Origin of the sequence: Pseudomonas sp. R84, assembly GCF_009834515.1 — a bacterium.
GTDB lineage: Bacteria > Pseudomonadota > Gammaproteobacteria > Pseudomonadales > Pseudomonadaceae > Aquipseudomonas.
On record NZ_CP019426.1, the window covers coordinates 3,729,645 to 3,744,042 of the forward strand.

The following is a 14,398-nucleotide window of genomic DNA, read 5'->3' on the forward strand; positions in this document are numbered from 1 at the left end:
ATGTCGCTGACGAGTGCCGATTTCGCGGCGATCTGGCTTACCCTGAAACTGGCGTCCCTGACCACCGCGATCCTGCTGGTTATCGGCACTCCGATTGCCCTGTGGTTGTCGCGTACCCGCTCGTGGTTGCGCGGCCCGATTGGGGCGATCGTCGCCCTGCCCCTCGTACTGCCACCGACCGTAATAGGTTTCTATCTGTTACTGATGATGGGGCCGCACGGTTTTCTCGGCCAGTTCACCCAATGGCTGGGCCTGGGCACCCTGACTTTCAGCTTTACCGGGCTAGTGATCGGCTCGGTGATCTATTCCATGCCGTTCGTGGTGCAACCGTTGCAAAACGCGTTCTCGGCGATCGGCACCCGTCCTCTGGAAGTGGCCGCGACCTTGCGCGCCAATCCCTGGGACACATTTTTCAGCGTGATTGTGCCACTGGCGCGCCCCGGATTTATCACCGCAGCTATTCTTGGCTTCGCACATACGGTTGGTGAATTTGGCGTGGTACTGATGATTGGCGGCAACATTCCCGACAAGACCCGCGTGGTTTCCGTACAGATCTACGACCACGTCGAAGCGATGGAATATGCCCAGGCGCACTGGTTGGCCGGGGCGATGCTGGTGTTCTCGTTTCTGGTGTTGCTGGCGTTGTACTCCAGCCGCAAGACCCGCGCAGGCTGGAGCTGATTGATGATTGATGTACGTCTGAACATTGCTTATTCGGGTTTCAACCTCGACGTCGACCTGAACTTGCCGGGACGCGGCGTGACCGCGCTTTATGGGCATTCCGGCTCAGGTAAAACCACCTGCCTGCGTTGCATCGCCGGGCTAGAACGCGCCGAACAGGGCTTTATCCAGATCAACGACGAAGTCTGGCAGGACAGCGACAACGGCATTTTCGTCCCGCCACATAAACGCGCGCTCGGCTATGTATTTCAGGAAGCCAGCCTGTTTCCTCACCTGTCGGTGTTGGCCAATCTGCAATTCGGCCTCAAGCGCATCGCCAAGTCCCAGCGTCGGGTCGACATGGCGCAGGCCACCGAACTCTTGGGCATCGGTCATTTGCTAGAGCGCCATCCTCAGCATCTGTCAGGTGGCGAACGCCAGCGCGTCGGCATCGCCCGCGCGCTGCTGACCAGCCCGAAACTGCTGTTGATGGACGAACCATTGGCCGCTCTCGACAGCCAGCGCAAAAGTGAAATCCTGCCGTATCTGCAACGTCTGCATGACGAGTTGGAAATTCCGCTGTTGTACGTCAGCCATGCGCAGGACGAAGTTGCGCGGCTGGCGGACCATCTGGTGTTACTCAGCGAAGGTAAAGCGCTGGCCAGCGGCCCGATCGGTGAAACCCTCGCGCGCCTCGACCTGCCGATGGCGATGGGCGATGACGCGGGTGTGATCATTGAAGGCCAGGTCAGTGCTTACGATGCGCAATATCAGCTCCTGAGCCTGCAACTGCCGGCCACCGAGATGAGCATTCGCGTAACACATGCACCGATGAAGGTCGGCCAGACACTGCGTTGCAAAGTACACGCCCGGGATATCAGCCTGACCCTGCAGAACAGCGAGTTCAGCAGCATTCTTAATCGACTGCCGGTGACAGTGATCAGTGAACAATCAGCCGACAACGCCTCGCACGTGCTGATTCGTCTCGATGCGGGCGGCACCCCGCTGCTCGCGCGCATCACGCGTTATTCCAGAGATCAATTGTGCGTGCACGCGGGCCAGCGATTGTGGGCGCAGATCAAAGCGGTCGCGGTCCTCGCCTGAATCATTCGGCACGACGGCGATGGCGTGCGGTCAATCGTTTTACAGACCGCCGCGCCATCGAAGGAAACCGCCATGCCCGACACCGAGTTGATCGCCGAATTGCCATCCGACCTGCATTACGTCGATGACACCCAGCCCGGTATCACCCGCAAAAAACTGCGTGGCAAGTTCAGCTATTTCGAACCTTCGGGCCAACGCATCAACGATCCGGACGAAATCAAACGCATCAATGCCCTCGCGGTGCCGCCAGCCTATACCGACGTGTGGATCTGCCCCGACCCGCGCGGTCATCTGCAAGCCACCGGGCGTGATGCCCGTGGCCGCAAGCAATATCGCTATCACGCGCGCTGGCGCGAAGTGCGCGATGCCGACAAGTATTCGCGGCTACGCGAGTTCGGTCTGGCGTTACCTAAATTGCGCAAGCAACTGGAAGCGCTGCTGGCGGCGCCCGGCTTCAGTCGCGACAAGGTCATGGCTACGGTGATCACCCTGCTCGATGCCACGCTGATCCGCGTTGGCAACACGCAATACGCCCGCGACAACCGCTCCTACGGCCTGACCACCCTGCGTAGCCGACATGTCGAGGTCAACGGTAGCGCGATCCTGTTCCAGTTTCGCGGCAAGAGCGGCATTGAGCATCAGATCACCGTCAAGGATCGACGCCTGGCCCGGATTATCAAGCGTTGCCTGGAGATTCCGGGACAGAACCTGTTTCAGTACCTGGATGAAAACGGCGAGCGACACTCTGTCAGCTCCTCTGACGTCAACGCCTACCTGCAAACCCTGACCGGCGCCGATTTCACCGCCAAGGATTACCGCACCTGGGCCGGTAGCGCTTTGGCTCTGGCGGTGTTGCGCGAGTTGCAATGGGAGTCGGAGACCGAAGCCAAACGGCATGTGGTAGAGATGGTCAAAGGCGTCGCCAAGCAGTTGGGCAACACCCCGGCGGTCTGCCGAAAATGCTACATCCACCCCGCCGTGGTAGAAAAATTCATGCTCGGCGCCCTCGCTGAACTGCCACGTCCGCGCGTGCGCAAGGGCTTGCGTGCCGAGGAAGTGGCGTTGGCGATGTTTCTTGAGCGAATGAGCGAAATGACCGACGTGCCTTGATCTGCTGCGCCGCGCCATCTAGGCTAGCCACCTTCCCCTCTTTCGGACGACCGCAGAAGTGAACAACTCAGCCTTCTAAAAATGTAATCGCGACACGCCGCCTCAGGCGCTTGTCAGTTTTCACGACATTTTTTCGAGGTGCCGATGACTCACGTCTCGCGTACAACCATACTCGTTTCCCTGAATCAACTGGGTTTTCAGTTCGCCAACGGCGCAACACTGTTCGAAGCCCTGAACCTCAATTTCGATGGTCAACCGACCGCTATCGTCGGGCGCAATGGTGTTGGCAAAAGTGTGCTCGCACGCTTGATCGCCGGGCATTTGCAACCCACTTCCGGCAGCGTGATACGTTCGACTTCTGCACACTACGTTGCACAAACCTTCATCACCACATCTGGGCAAACCGTAGCCGACGCGACAGGGACGGCCACAGTTTTCAGCGCGCTGGAACGACTGAAACTCGGCTGTGCCATAACCGAAGATTTCGACTTGATCGGCGAACGCTGGGATCTGGCGGAGCGCTTGCGGCAGATGCTCGATGATGCCGGGTTGGCCGACATCAATGCTGCGGATCTGACGGAACACCTCAGCGGTGGTCAGCAAGCCAGAATTGCCCTGATCGGTGCGCTGTTGAGGCAGGCGCAATTGCTGGTGCTCGACGAGCCCACCAATCACCTCGACACCGCCGGTCGACAATGGCTGATGAGCTCGCTTGATCGCTGGCATGGCGGGCTGATTGTCGTCAGCCATGACCGGCAACTGCTGGAACACATGCAGCGAATCGTCGAACTTACGCCTCTGGGGGCAACCATTTTCAGCGGCAGGTTTTCGGAATTCGCCGAGCATCGCCGAGTACATCGACAAGCGGCGCAGGCGCAACTTGATCAGGCTCTCAGCGAGCGTCAGCGCGAACGTACGCGACTGCAGCGCGAGCACGATACGATTCAGCGCCACGCGGCTGGCAGCCGGCGCAATGCGCAAACTGCCAACGCTTCTGGCTTCGAACGGGCGGCGATGAAAGCGGCCGCGCGGGACATCGTGGGACACGTAAAGGTCGGCCATCAGGCACGCAAATCCGATCTGGATGAGCGCGTTCGTGAGGCGTACGCCAATGTCCTGACGGACGACAGCGTGCTGATCAATCTACCGGGCAGTGTGGTTCCGAATAACCGCCGGGTGAGCACGCTAATCAACGCCTGCTTGCCATGGTTGCCGGCAGATGCGCTCAGCACTCGACTTGATCTCGCCATTCAAGGGCCGATGCGCATCGCTGTCAGCGGTCCTAACGGTTGCGGCAAATCAACGCTGTTGAGATTGCTGGCTGGCGAGTGGGCACCCGTGAGCGGCGAGTGCATCACGCATGTGCCTTTTGCCTTTCTCGATCAACAGCTGAAACTGCTGGATCCCGATACATCCATTGTTGATCAATTGCTGGCACAGCAAACGCCTCTGAGCGAAGGCACGTTGCGCACCTTCCTCGCTCAACTGCAACTGGATGCGCAACGTGCCACCCGGCCTTGCGCTGCCCTCAGTGGTGGTGAACGACTGAAAGCTGCACTTGCGTTGGCGCTGTGGCGCCAGACGCCTGCGCAATTACTGCTGCTGGATGAACCCACCAATCATCTTGATCTGGCTTCAGTGGAAGCTTTCGAACAAGCCTTGCGGACATTTCCTGGAGCGATTGTCGTGGTTTCCCACGATCAGGCATTTCTACGGGCGTTAAACCCAAGCCATGATTTGACCTGGCACCGCGAAGGCTGGCGCTGGAAACCGATGAGCTGAGCTGTCTATTTTTTGCACGTTTGCCAAGGGCTTCTATAGTTGATCTGACACGAATCAGCTGCGGTGACGCCATGGAAGACATTTTCGTCGTGAAGCGTTGCAAGAAGATCACCATTTATGGTCGACGCGCCGGAGACAGTCGGCATGATCCAGCCGATGCGTGTAGCTGGTTTCGCATCTGCGATACACGCACTGGCGGTTTCATCGGCGATGGCTTTGACGCGGAAGAGGACGCTCGACGTGAATGCAAACGCCTCAACGCAGCCAGCTCCCCATCACCGGCACGCCAGTCTTCCGTCTGATGCCGATCAGAAGCGGGTCTATACTGAAATCAGCTGAAGGAGCAGCGCCCCACGGCAGAAGGCTCGCAACACGCGGGCTGTTTGCTGCAGCTCAGGTTTCATAGAACGGAGGTGTTCCATGTCCGAAAAAGAGTCCATCACCACCCTCCTCACCTTGCTCGACGCTCGGCAAGCGCGCCTCGCGGCCGCCTGCAAAGAGATCGCCGACTGGGTCGATCACCAAGGCGGACACCCTACCGCCCTACGCATACGTGACCGGCTGAACGACATCGAAAAAGATGCTCCGCTGATTCGCAATACGCTATCTGCGCTCAAACCACTTGATCGGCCACTGCCTCGGTTCAGATAACTTCTGACTTCGCCACGATCTCAGGAACTTGCCTCCAAGCGGTGACACGTCGGTCACCGCGCGCACGTGCGCCTGTTCTGGTTACTTCTCCAGCGATTGCATTTTTGACCTGACGACCGCATCTGCACGCCTACAGTGAAATCACTTCTATGGACAGCAATCCTCCCACCCGCCCGCATGCGGGTGTTTTTTGCCTGAGTCCAAGCGCCGAACGGCGCTGTGCATGAGTTGTCAAAACTCATACATGTCGCAAAGGAGACAGTGATGGTTATCCATTTCAACGTCGACGGGCATCTGGCCTGTGGGCACCAAGGCAAACAACTTTCGGCAAGCCGCGAACTCAATCGTGTGAAATGCCGCAGTTGCCGCAATACCGATGCCTACAAACAGGCACGAAAGGATCAGCGCAACGCCACTCGCCGAATGGCTCGTCAGGCCAAAGCCTCGCACGGCGCCGCGAACTGGCGCGCAGAATGGATCGACCGCCTGACAACAATGGCCGGTCTTCAGCGCTTGCCTCGTGGATTCAGCGGGCAAGCATTCGTCTAGCAGTGCGTATTTGCAAGGCACGAAAAAGGCCTGCATGAGAAAACTCATGCAGGCCTTTGATATTCATGGCGCAACGCGGCACTGTCCGAACATTCTCGTGGACTGAATCCCGCCGATCTGCTGAGCCTCGCTGTAGCACAGATGAGGCACGGAAGGATGAACATACGTTCATCGAAAACATGGCTCGATGCGTCTAGGCTGCGGGTTCCGACATAGTGACTACAGGAGTAACCCACCATGTTCTCGCACGAAAGCATCCCGCTTGTTGCCATCTTCATCATCATGCTCATCGGCGTGCTTGCCGCCTTCCTGCACCCGATGCACGCGTTCTTCAGCTGGCTTAAGAGACGAAGTGAACGATCTTCATCTCGCTCTTCGAAAGAAGTGGACTCGCGCTGAATTTTTCCATACAAGCCCGGCTACGTCCGGGCATCTTTTCGGAACGCCCTGCAACCTGCCGATTGTAGCCACCGGATTCCCTTTCCTTTACCTAAAGCCCAAGGAGTGTGGGTGCGCCAATTCCGGCGCGCTTATGACCTGGATTGCTAACCCAGAAACAAACAAGGGCTTGCATCAGCTTTCGCCCGCAAACCCTTGATTCAAGATGGTGCCCGAAGCCGGAATCGAACCGGCACGCCCTTACGAGCGGGGGATTTTAAGTCCCATGCGTCTACCAGTTTCGCCATTCGGGCGGTAGCGCGGTACTGCTGTCTTTCTGCTTCAGAAGTCGAGATCCTGACAGGATCCAACCTTGAACAACAGAGCGGGAAATATATACATCACTTCCCGTTGAAGCAAGTTCGCAATGGCCGTTTTTCAAGACTAAATCTTGCAGCGCAGTGCAAATAAAAAAGCTCCGTAAATCATGGATCTACGGAGCTTGTTTATAGTGGAGGCCGAGGTCGGAATCGAACCGGCGTAGGTGGATTTGCAATCCACTGCATAACCATTTTGCTACTCGGCCTCAAAGCATCTGCTGTCAGTAGCACAACAACAAACACTGTACAAATTGGAGCGGGAAACGAGACTCGAACTCGCGACCCCGACCTTGGCAAGGTCGTGCTCTACCAACTGAGCTATTCCCGCTTGGTGATGCGCATTCTATAGAATTAAGAAGCTCCGTCAACCCCTTGATTCAAAAAAGTTTTATTTCTTTTCAACATCGGTCTTCAGGTGCGGCCAAGCTGCGCGAAGGTATTGAACCATCGACCACAATGTCAGCCCAGCAGAGACCATCAGCAACGCGTAACCCAGGATAACCCAGAAACTGAAGTCCTTCGGATTGGCCAGCAGGATCACCAACGCGAGCATCTGCGCGGCGGTTTTCCATTTACCGAGATTCGAAACGGCTACGTGGGCACGGGCACCGAGTTCGGCCATCCATTCACGCAAGGCCGACACCACAATCTCGCGACCGATGATGACAGCAGCCGGCAGAGTGAGCCAGAGATTGCCGTGTTCCTGGACCAGAAGCACCAGTGCCACTGCGACCATGAGTTTGTCGGCGACCGGATCGAGAAACGCACCGAACGGAGTGCTTTGCTCGAGACGACGGGCCAGATAACCGTCCAGCCAGTCCGTCGCTGCCGCAAAGGCAAACACCGAGGCGGACGCCATGTAACTCCACTGGTAAGGCAGATAAAACAGCAAAATGAAGATCGGGATGAGCAGGACGCGTAGAACGGTAATCAGATTAGGGATATTCATCGGCACAACTGGCTACGAGGTGAAGGGGCATTCTACTCGCTATGCAGGTTTGCATAAATCGACTCTGCGAGCTTTTTACTGATCCCCGGGGCTTTGGCGATCTCTTCGATGCTTGCACGAGACAGCTCCTGCAATCCACCAAAATGTTTCAACAAATCACGACGCCGGGTCGGCCCGACGCCCGCAACGCCTTCCAGCGTTGACGTACGGCGGGTTTTGCCACGACGTGCGCGGTGTCCTGTAATAGCGAAGCGGTGCGCCTCATCGCGGATCTGTTGAATCAAGTGCAGCGCCGGCGAGTCGCCACGCAAGGTGAACTCGTGCGCCGCATCATTTAGATACAACGTTTCGAAGCCCGCCTTGCGAGTAGCGCCTTTGGCGACGCCGAGCAGAATCAGATCCGGCACGGCCAACTCGTTGAGAACATCGCGAGCCATCGACAACTGACCCTTGCCACCGTCCACCAGCAAGATGTCCGGCAACTTGCCCTCGCCTTCCTTGAGTTTGCTGAAACGTCGCGTCAGGGCTTGGTGCATGGCGGCGTAGTCGTCACCCGCCGTGACACCTTCGATGTTGTAGCGCCGATAGTCCGACTTGATCGCGCCTTCCGGGCCAAACACCACACAGGAAGCAACCGTGGCCTCACCACTGGAATGACTGATGTCGTAGCATTCCAGACGCTGCGGCGGCTCATCCAGGTTCAACACTTCGGCCAGGGCTTCAAACCGCGCGGCGGTGTGTTGACGGTTGGCCAGGCGTGCGCCCAACGCTTGCTCGGCGTTGGTCACGGCCAGTTGCTGCCAGCGCGCACGAGTACCGCGCACCCGATGACTGATGGCCAATTCGCGGCCACGCAGTTCATGGATCGCTTCGATCAGCGTCGGAAAATCTTCATGCACAACGTTGACGATCAGTTCGCTGGGCAAATCGCGCTCAGGGCTGCTGATAAAATATTGGCCAAGAAACGCGGCCATGACTTCCGACACATCCTCTTCGATTCCAACTTGCGGGAAGAAATTCTTGCTGCCCAGCACGCGCCCGCCACGGACACTGATCAAATGCACGCAGGCGCCGCCCGGATTGACGAATGCCGCAATGACATCGATGTCCCCCGTGCCGCCTTCCATGCTCTGCTGATCCTGAACCCGGCGCAGTAACGCTATCTGATCCCGCAACTCGGCGGCTCGCTCGAACTCCAGGTTGATCGCAGCCTCTTCCATCGCCGTCGACAGTTCGTTGGTCAGCGCGTGACTACGCCCCTCAAGAAACATGACCGAGTGGCGCACGTCTTCGGCGTAAATCTCGGGCTCGACCAGCCCGACGCAAGGCGCTTTACAGCGTTTGATCTGATATTGCAGACATGGACGGGTACGGTTCTTGTAGTAGCTGTCTTCACACTGGCGAACGAAGAAGGTCTTTTGCAGCAGACTCAAGCTTTCGCGTATGGCGCCGGCGCTCGGATAGGGGCCGAAATATTTGCCTTTGGCTTTTTTCGCCCCGCGATGAATGCTCAGGCGCGGAAATTGGCCGTCGGACAGAAAAACATAGGGATAGGATTTGTCGTCGCGCAACAGAATGTTGTACGGCGGCCGCCACTCCTTGATCAGCGTTTGCTCAAGCAGCAGCGCTTCGGTTTCGTTGGCGGTGATGGTCGTTTCGACCTGCGCAATGCGCCCGACCAACGCGGCGGTCTTCGGTGCCAGACCGGTTTTGCGAAAGTAGCTGGCCAAGCGTTTTTTCAGGTTCTTGGCCTTGCCCACGTACAGCAGGCGCGCATCGCTGTCGAACATGCGATAGACGCCCGGGCGCCCACTGACTGTCGACAGAAAAGCGCCGGAATCGAATGTTTCAGTCATGGTCAGAGGCTGGCATCAACCATGCCGTGACGAACCGCCAACAGTGTCAACTCGACATCGCTGCTGATCGAAAGCTTCTCGAAAATACGGTAGCGATAGGTGTTCACGGTTTTCGGCGACAGACATAACTTGTCGGAAATGATCTGTACCTTCTGACAGCCGACAATCATCAAGGCGATTTGAATTTCCCGCTCGGACAAGGCATCGAAGGGAGAGTCGTTGGACGGCTGGAAGGACTTGATCGCCAATTGCTGGGCAATCTGCGGACTGATATAGCGTTGGCCGGCAAATACCAGGCGAATGGCCTGGACCATTTCCGGCAAGCCCGCGCCTTTGGTCAGATAACCCGCAGCACCAGCCTGCAGCAAGCGTGTCGGGAACGGGTCCTCTTCACACACCGTTACTGCGACCACCTTTATATCCGGATGACTGCGCAACAGTTTGCGCGTGGCTTCCAGGCCGCCGATGCCAGGCATCTTGACGTCCATCAGCACCACATCGGGCTTCAACTCTCGGGCCTTGATCAGGGACTCTTCCCCGGATTCGGCCTGGCCAACCACTTGCAAGCCATCGATATCGGCCAGCATACGTGTAATGCCTGTGCGAACGAGATCATGGTCATCGACCACTAGCACCCTAATCAAGCAGACACCTCGCGATATGGTCATATTGGGATGCCGGACACCTTAGCAAAAAGTCCCCCACAGACCTAGCGGAAAGCGTCATTTAAAAAGTTTCAATTCGTCATTGAGGGCTTGCCGGCCGTGGGTTTCAGAGCACACATGTACTTATATCAAGCTGCATTCGCAGAAAACACTCATCCGTGCCCCGAACCTGTAGGCCTTTTCTTTCATACAAGTTTCTCGCCGGATTATTGTCGAATACGGTCAGGCGCAAAGCCGGGCGTGTTTCTTTGCGGGCCATGCCGATAACCTGATCAATCGCCCAGGAACCCGCACCTCGCCCCTGAAACGCTTCAGCAATCTGCAATTCACGAATGTACAGCGCGCGCATGTCCCGGCTGAGGCTGAGAAAACCCACCGGCACATCACCTTGCACTATCAGCCAGTTCTGCCGCCCCGGCCACGCTACGTCAAACGCTTCGTCCTGCCATAACAAGTCATGGTGAATGTAATAGCGCAGCATGTTCTGACAGGTGAGATCGCGGGCAAAAGGCAGATCTTCCAGAACCGCAAGCCGTAACTGGAATGTCATTGGGCTTGCGCAACAGGAGCAACTCCCCCTTGCCAAACACCTTCGTTACGTCGGGCGACAACCAAAAGATCCCCAGCCCCCGTTGCTGCGACAATCAATGAACCATCCTCAGACCAGATGCAACTGCGCCCCGCAGATTGCCACCCGCCCGTCAGCCCACCGTGATTGGCCATCAGCACAGCCATCGAGTGTTGCCGAGCGTAGCCTTGAAGTATCGCCGTGTCGGCCGCATAGCCTTTCTCGCTGATCAAAACACCGGCGGCGTACAAGCCAGCGCCCTTATCTGCGGCCGTCGCAGCATGACTGGAATGCGTGAAATCCGCGCACACCGCCAACGACACGACGCTCCCGGCGATATTCAGGGTCGGGCCACCGAAACCAGGTGCAAAAACAAGCTCCTCGCCCGTGTGCAAATGCTGCTTGCTGTAAACACCGAGAGAGCCGTCAGCGCCCAGCACCAGGGCACCGATCAGCACCGACAAACTGCCCTCCAACCGGATAGGCATACCGACAACGGCAGTCACCCCACGCTCTCGGGCCAAATCCCTCAGGCGACGCAGCACAGCATCTTGCGGGGCAATCGCCAATGCCGCCGCGTCCTGTCCTTCATAGCCTGTCAGCGACAATTCGGGAAAAACCAGCAACTCAACACCCTGCTCCGCTGCTGCCTCAATGAAGCGGCAATGTCGGGCAATGTTCCCGGGAAGGTCACCGGCAATGGAAATCATCTGGGCAGCAGCAATGGTCAGTGTCGACACGGTTCATCCTTGGTAATCAGGCAAAACCCAGAGTGTCGCCACTCTTGCGTGCGCCTGGCAATAGGCGTTTTGTTGATTACGCGATAGCAATTTCTGATTGCTGAGGCGTATCGGCCTCTAGTAAGCTCGGCGCATTCATCGGAGACAGACCATGTTCAACGCCCTCTCACAGCTTCGTACCGCCAGCGCCCTGCGCTCGGTTGCGGCTGCCCGGGTGAATGGCGTTTGTGCTCCGGTCAGCTTTTATTTTGGGTATTGGTTTAGCCACTGGCGCGCCTGATACCCAAACGGCGCCCATAACAACGGGTCGCCTACCAGAGAATTCTCAACCCCCGGTCGGCCTCCCGACCGGGGGTTTTGTTTTTTCAGCCCCTGATTTTTCAGCAACACACCAGACACTTTGAGGATTCACGAAATGAACTACGCCACTTATTACCGTTACGACAGCTTTAGCGCCTGGCGATTTACCAGCTTCCGCTCGGGACAGCCTGCCGCCTCCGATCGGTCACCTACAGGTGGCAAGCACACACATATAGCCAATACGGCCAACTGTCGAACACCCCAATAGGGCCGAGCGCGCGGGACGAACCCGCCGCCAGCCCAGGAAGACCGAATATGAACTCGTCCGTTTCTGCTCTGCCACTGTCCACCCTGAACCCTGCCAACGAAGCATTGACTCTGCGTCTACCCAGCTCGTTGCAACTCAAACAGCAATTGCCCCTGAGCAATGCCCTGAGCAAGCAAGTCGCCGCCCATCGCCAAGCGGTTCGCGCCATTCTCAATGGCCAGGATCAGCGTCTGCTGATCATCGTCGGTCCCTGCTCTATCCACGACCCCCAATCCGCACTTGAGTACGCCGGCAAGCTCGCTCGACTGGCTGAAGAAGTCAGCGGCGAAATGCTCTTGGTGATGCGCGCCTATGTCGAAAAACCGCGTACCACGGTCGGCTGGAAGGGCCTGGCCTACGATCCGCATCTGGACGGCAGTGATGACATGGCTGGCGGTCTCACCCTGTCGCGGGAACTCATGCTGGAAATGATCCGCCTCGGCTTGCCGGTGGCCACAGAACTGCTGCAACCGATGGCCGCCGGTTACTTCGATGACCTGTTGAGCTGGGTGGCCATTGGCGCGCGCACCACTGAATCGCAGATCCACCGTGAAATGGCCAGTGGACTGAGCATGCCGGTCGGCTTCAAGAACGGCACCGACGGCGGCGGCGCCATTGCGGTTGACGCCATGCGTTCGGCCGCCCATCCGCACCGGCATTTCGGCGTCGACAGCCAAGGTCATCCGGCCATCATTCAAACGTCAGGTAACCCCGATACTCATCTGGTACTGCGCGGGGGCCACAAAGGGCCGAACCATGATCGCGAGAGCGTGGCAAAAATCCACGCTGATCTGGACAGACTGAAGATTCCGAGCCGAATCATGGTCGACTGCAGCCACGCCAACAGTGGCAAGGATCCATTGCGTCAGCCAGGCGTCTTCAACGAAGTGCTTGAGCAGCGCTTGCAAGGTGACCGCGCGCTGATCGGCATGATGATTGAATCTCACCTGTTCGAAGGCTGCCAACCGCTGACCGAATCCTTGCGCTACGGGGTTTCAATCACCGATGGCTGCCTCGGTTTCAGCGCAACAGAACACTTGCTGCGTGCCGCCGCCCAGCGCCTCGCCGAACACGCCAAAGATTGACTTCCAGACCAACCCTCCGGACTCATGGCAAACCGGAGGGCTGGTCGATCCCGCTACGCCTCTACTCGCACCGGTGTGGCAGCAGAGTCCTGACTGACATCGTCCAGACGCTCAACTGTGTAGGCTACCCGCACGGTCGTGCCATCGTGCTCACGCCAGAATCGGTGCGGCACGATAAAGATCAGCGGCTTTCCCGCCGTTTCCCGCGTAATTTCACGGTCATCCCGATGATTGAAAAGATCGCCGTCGCACTTGAGATAAACCAGCTCACCTTCCTGCGTCCGGGCATTACCGATCACGACGGTGACACCATCGACTGAGTCTTCTTTCAGCAACACGCCATCTTCAGCCTCCAGCACGTCGGGAGCCTCCAGCTCACCACGAAGGAACGGAGTGACGAGGATTATTGCCGACTCGGATTCTCGAACCGCGCCATCGGACTGTTCCACTCGATAGCGCACCGACACCTCACCACCGAGATGTGCAGCGATATGCGCCCCGTCAACCCAGAATGACAGCACGTCAGCGACAGCAAAGGATTCGACTTTCAGGCTGTCGCTGAACGTCGCCGGCAATGCGTCGGCGCCCCACAGCAATGTGACACGATCCCCCACCGCCATGCGGGCGTAAGGCTGGAGCACGATAAGCGTGCCTTCTGTCACCCGCTGCGGATCCAGTGTTCCCGCTATCGCCCCCTCGACAATTGGCGCAAGCAGCTGCGGCCGTGTATCTCCCACAGACAATTGCACGCGTGCAGATGACGCTGGGACTGATGAGCTTGCACTGAGCAGTTTCCAGTGAACCTCCAGCGAACCGCCATCCAGTGCGGCGATGTGCATGCCTTTGATAACGAATACGACATCCTTGCCGACCTGGGCTTCGCTGACATAGCGCACCATTTCATGCTGATAAGCGAAGCCCTCTATATCCAGACCGTCCCAACTCAACAGCAACTGATCGCCACAGGCCATGTTTGCATAAGGGGCAATACGGGCAACGACTCTGCCAAGAGAAGGGTCAAGCACCGCCCCCTCCAGACAATCGAGGATCGCTGCTGGCAGCAGTTCGCTCGCCACACAGGGACTGACGGGGTGGCGCATCCGGTAGCAAAACTCGACTTCATGCGTGTGCATTAGTGGCTCCATTCCTTGGAAAAAACGCCGTATCGGTGGACGGCGTCGACAGCCAACATTTAACGCGCGCTCTCACATTTTCGATGTCAGCCCGATCCGCCGCAGGCCCCCGGCAAAAGCCTCCAGCTGGGTAGGCAAACTGCACAGAACTGCTATCAACCAGACGAAAGACGGCCGCAAC

Annotated in this window: 15 protein-coding genes and 3 tRNA genes; 9 read left to right on the top strand and 9 right to left on the bottom strand. The window is 57.7% G+C overall.

From position 1 onward, the window contains the following. The 8 genes from modB (at position 1) to PspR84_RS29485 (ending at position 6,255) form a co-directional block, all read left to right on the top strand. A complete protein-coding gene (gene modB / locus PspR84_RS16415) occupies positions 1 to 681 on the top strand; it encodes a molybdate ABC transporter permease subunit (protein ID WP_160058195.1) in 681 nt (226 codons plus the stop codon). Positions 682 to 684: 3 nt separating this feature from the next. Further along, positions 685 to 1,764: a molybdenum ABC transporter ATP-binding protein gene (modC, locus tag PspR84_RS16420; protein WP_160058197.1), complete on the top strand. Its 1,080-nt coding sequence runs from the start codon at positions 685 to 687 to the stop codon at positions 1,762 to 1,764. Positions 1,765 to 1,836: 72 nt separating this feature from the next. Then, entirely contained in the window at positions 1,837 to 2,874 is a 1,038-nt protein-coding gene (locus PspR84_RS16425) for a DNA topoisomerase IB (protein ID WP_160058199.1), read from the top strand. A gap of 144 nt (positions 2,875 to 3,018) precedes the next feature. Continuing rightward, the gene (locus PspR84_RS16430) at positions 3,019 to 4,656 is read left to right on the top strand and encodes an ATP-binding cassette domain-containing protein (RefSeq protein ID WP_160058201.1); all 1,638 of its coding nucleotides are present in this window, start codon (positions 3,019 to 3,021) and stop codon (positions 4,654 to 4,656) included. A 71-nt stretch (positions 4,657 to 4,727) separates the two neighbouring features. After that, complete coding sequence (locus PspR84_RS16435) at positions 4,728 to 4,958, top strand: hypothetical protein (protein WP_160058203.1); 231 nt, start codon at positions 4,728 to 4,730, stop codon at positions 4,956 to 4,958. A 118-nt stretch (positions 4,959 to 5,076) separates the two neighbouring features. Continuing rightward, positions 5,077 to 5,307, top strand: coding sequence for a hypothetical protein (locus PspR84_RS16440; protein ID WP_007912278.1), 231 nt, complete (start codon positions 5,077 to 5,079; stop codon positions 5,305 to 5,307). A gap of 264 nt (positions 5,308 to 5,571) precedes the next feature. Next, positions 5,572 to 5,856, top strand: coding sequence for a hypothetical protein (locus tag PspR84_RS16445; RefSeq protein WP_160058205.1), 285 nt, complete (start codon positions 5,572 to 5,574; stop codon positions 5,854 to 5,856). A 237-nt stretch (positions 5,857 to 6,093) separates the two neighbouring features. Then, positions 6,094 to 6,255 (top strand): hypothetical protein, encoded by a 162-nt coding sequence (locus PspR84_RS29485; RefSeq protein ID WP_174244458.1) that lies wholly within the window; start codon positions 6,094 to 6,096, stop codon positions 6,253 to 6,255. 206 nt (positions 6,256 to 6,461) lie between these two features. Here the strand turns inward: PspR84_RS29485 and PspR84_RS16450 are convergent. The 8 genes from PspR84_RS16450 to PspR84_RS16485 all read right to left on the bottom strand — a co-directional run bounded on the left by PspR84_RS16450 (position 6,462) and on the right by PspR84_RS16485 (position 11,392). Continuing rightward, positions 6,462 to 6,548 (bottom strand) — tRNA-Leu (locus PspR84_RS16450). Positions 6,549 to 6,746: 198 nt separating this feature from the next. After that, a tRNA-Cys gene (locus PspR84_RS16455) sits at positions 6,747 to 6,820 on the bottom strand. A gap of 46 nt (positions 6,821 to 6,866) precedes the next feature. After that, positions 6,867 to 6,942 (bottom strand) — tRNA-Gly (locus tag PspR84_RS16460). A 60-nt stretch (positions 6,943 to 7,002) separates the two neighbouring features. Continuing rightward, positions 7,003 to 7,563, bottom strand: a complete 561-nt coding sequence (gene pgsA, locus PspR84_RS16465) for a CDP-diacylglycerol--glycerol-3-phosphate 3-phosphatidyltransferase (protein ID WP_007950102.1) — start codon at positions 7,561 to 7,563, stop codon at positions 7,003 to 7,005. A gap of 32 nt (positions 7,564 to 7,595) precedes the next feature. Further along, a complete protein-coding gene (uvrC, locus tag PspR84_RS16470; RefSeq protein ID WP_160058208.1) occupies positions 7,596 to 9,419 on the bottom strand; it encodes an excinuclease ABC subunit UvrC in 1,824 nt (607 codons plus the stop codon). A 2-nt stretch (positions 9,420 to 9,421) separates the two neighbouring features. Beyond that, complete coding sequence (gene uvrY, locus PspR84_RS16475) at positions 9,422 to 10,063, bottom strand: UvrY/SirA/GacA family response regulator transcription factor (RefSeq protein ID WP_016984198.1); 642 nt, start codon at positions 10,061 to 10,063, stop codon at positions 9,422 to 9,424. Positions 10,064 to 10,190: 127 nt separating this feature from the next. Beyond that, positions 10,191 to 10,634 carry a GNAT family N-acetyltransferase gene (locus tag PspR84_RS16480; RefSeq protein ID WP_160058210.1) on the bottom strand — a complete coding sequence of 148 codons (444 nt, stop codon included), beginning with the start codon at positions 10,632 to 10,634 and terminating at the stop codon, positions 10,191 to 10,193. Then, complete coding sequence (locus PspR84_RS16485; RefSeq protein WP_160058212.1) at positions 10,631 to 11,392, bottom strand: carbon-nitrogen hydrolase family protein; 762 nt, start codon at positions 11,390 to 11,392, stop codon at positions 10,631 to 10,633. The genes PspR84_RS16480 and PspR84_RS16485 overlap by 4 nt, the downstream gene beginning before the upstream one ends. Before the next feature lie 615 nt (positions 11,393 to 12,007). On the opposite strand from PspR84_RS16485, the gene PspR84_RS16495 reads away from it, so the two are divergent. Beyond that, the gene (locus PspR84_RS16495; RefSeq protein ID WP_160058216.1) at positions 12,008 to 13,084 is read left to right on the top strand and encodes a 3-deoxy-7-phosphoheptulonate synthase; all 1,077 of its coding nucleotides are present in this window, start codon (positions 12,008 to 12,010) and stop codon (positions 13,082 to 13,084) included. A gap of 53 nt (positions 13,085 to 13,137) precedes the next feature. Here PspR84_RS16495 and PspR84_RS16500 read toward each other — a convergent pair whose 3' ends face one another. Beyond that, positions 13,138 to 14,217 carry a hypothetical protein gene (locus PspR84_RS16500; RefSeq protein ID WP_160058218.1) on the bottom strand — a complete coding sequence of 360 codons (1,080 nt, stop codon included), beginning with the start codon at positions 14,215 to 14,217 and terminating at the stop codon, positions 13,138 to 13,140. Positions 14,218 to 14,398: the final 181 nt, after the last annotated feature.

Excerpts from the sequence above, each read along its gene's own strand:
- modB (WP_160058195.1), top strand. The coding sequence starts at position 1 with ATGTCGCTGACGAGTGCCGATTTCGCGGCGATCTGGCTTACCCTGAAA.
- modC (WP_160058197.1), top strand. The coding sequence starts at position 685 with ATGATTGATGTACGTCTGAACATTGCTTATTCGGGTTTCAACCTCGAC.
- PspR84_RS16425 (WP_160058199.1), top strand. The coding sequence starts at position 1,837 with ATGCCCGACACCGAGTTGATCGCCGAATTGCCATCCGACCTGCATTAC.
- PspR84_RS16430 (WP_160058201.1), top strand. The coding sequence starts at position 3,019 with ATGACTCACGTCTCGCGTACAACCATACTCGTTTCCCTGAATCAACTG.
- PspR84_RS16435 (WP_160058203.1), top strand. The coding sequence starts at position 4,728 with ATGGAAGACATTTTCGTCGTGAAGCGTTGCAAGAAGATCACCATTTAT.
- PspR84_RS16440 (WP_007912278.1), top strand. The coding sequence starts at position 5,077 with ATGTCCGAAAAAGAGTCCATCACCACCCTCCTCACCTTGCTCGACGCT.
- PspR84_RS16445 (WP_160058205.1), top strand. The coding sequence starts at position 5,572 with ATGGTTATCCATTTCAACGTCGACGGGCATCTGGCCTGTGGGCACCAA.
- PspR84_RS29485 (WP_174244458.1), top strand. The coding sequence starts at position 6,094 with ATGTTCTCGCACGAAAGCATCCCGCTTGTTGCCATCTTCATCATCATG.
- pgsA (WP_007950102.1), bottom strand. The coding sequence starts at position 7,563 with ATGAATATCCCTAATCTGATTACCGTTCTACGCGTCCTGCTCATCCCG.
- uvrC (WP_160058208.1), bottom strand. The coding sequence starts at position 9,419 with ATGACTGAAACATTCGATTCCGGCGCTTTTCTGTCGACAGTCAGTGGG.
- PspR84_RS16480 (WP_160058210.1), bottom strand. The coding sequence starts at position 10,634 with ATGACATTCCAGTTACGGCTTGCGGTTCTGGAAGATCTGCCTTTTGCC.
- PspR84_RS16495 (WP_160058216.1), top strand. The coding sequence starts at position 12,008 with ATGAACTCGTCCGTTTCTGCTCTGCCACTGTCCACCCTGAACCCTGCC.
- PspR84_RS16500 (WP_160058218.1), bottom strand. The coding sequence starts at position 14,217 with ATGCACACGCATGAAGTCGAGTTTTGCTACCGGATGCGCCACCCCGTC.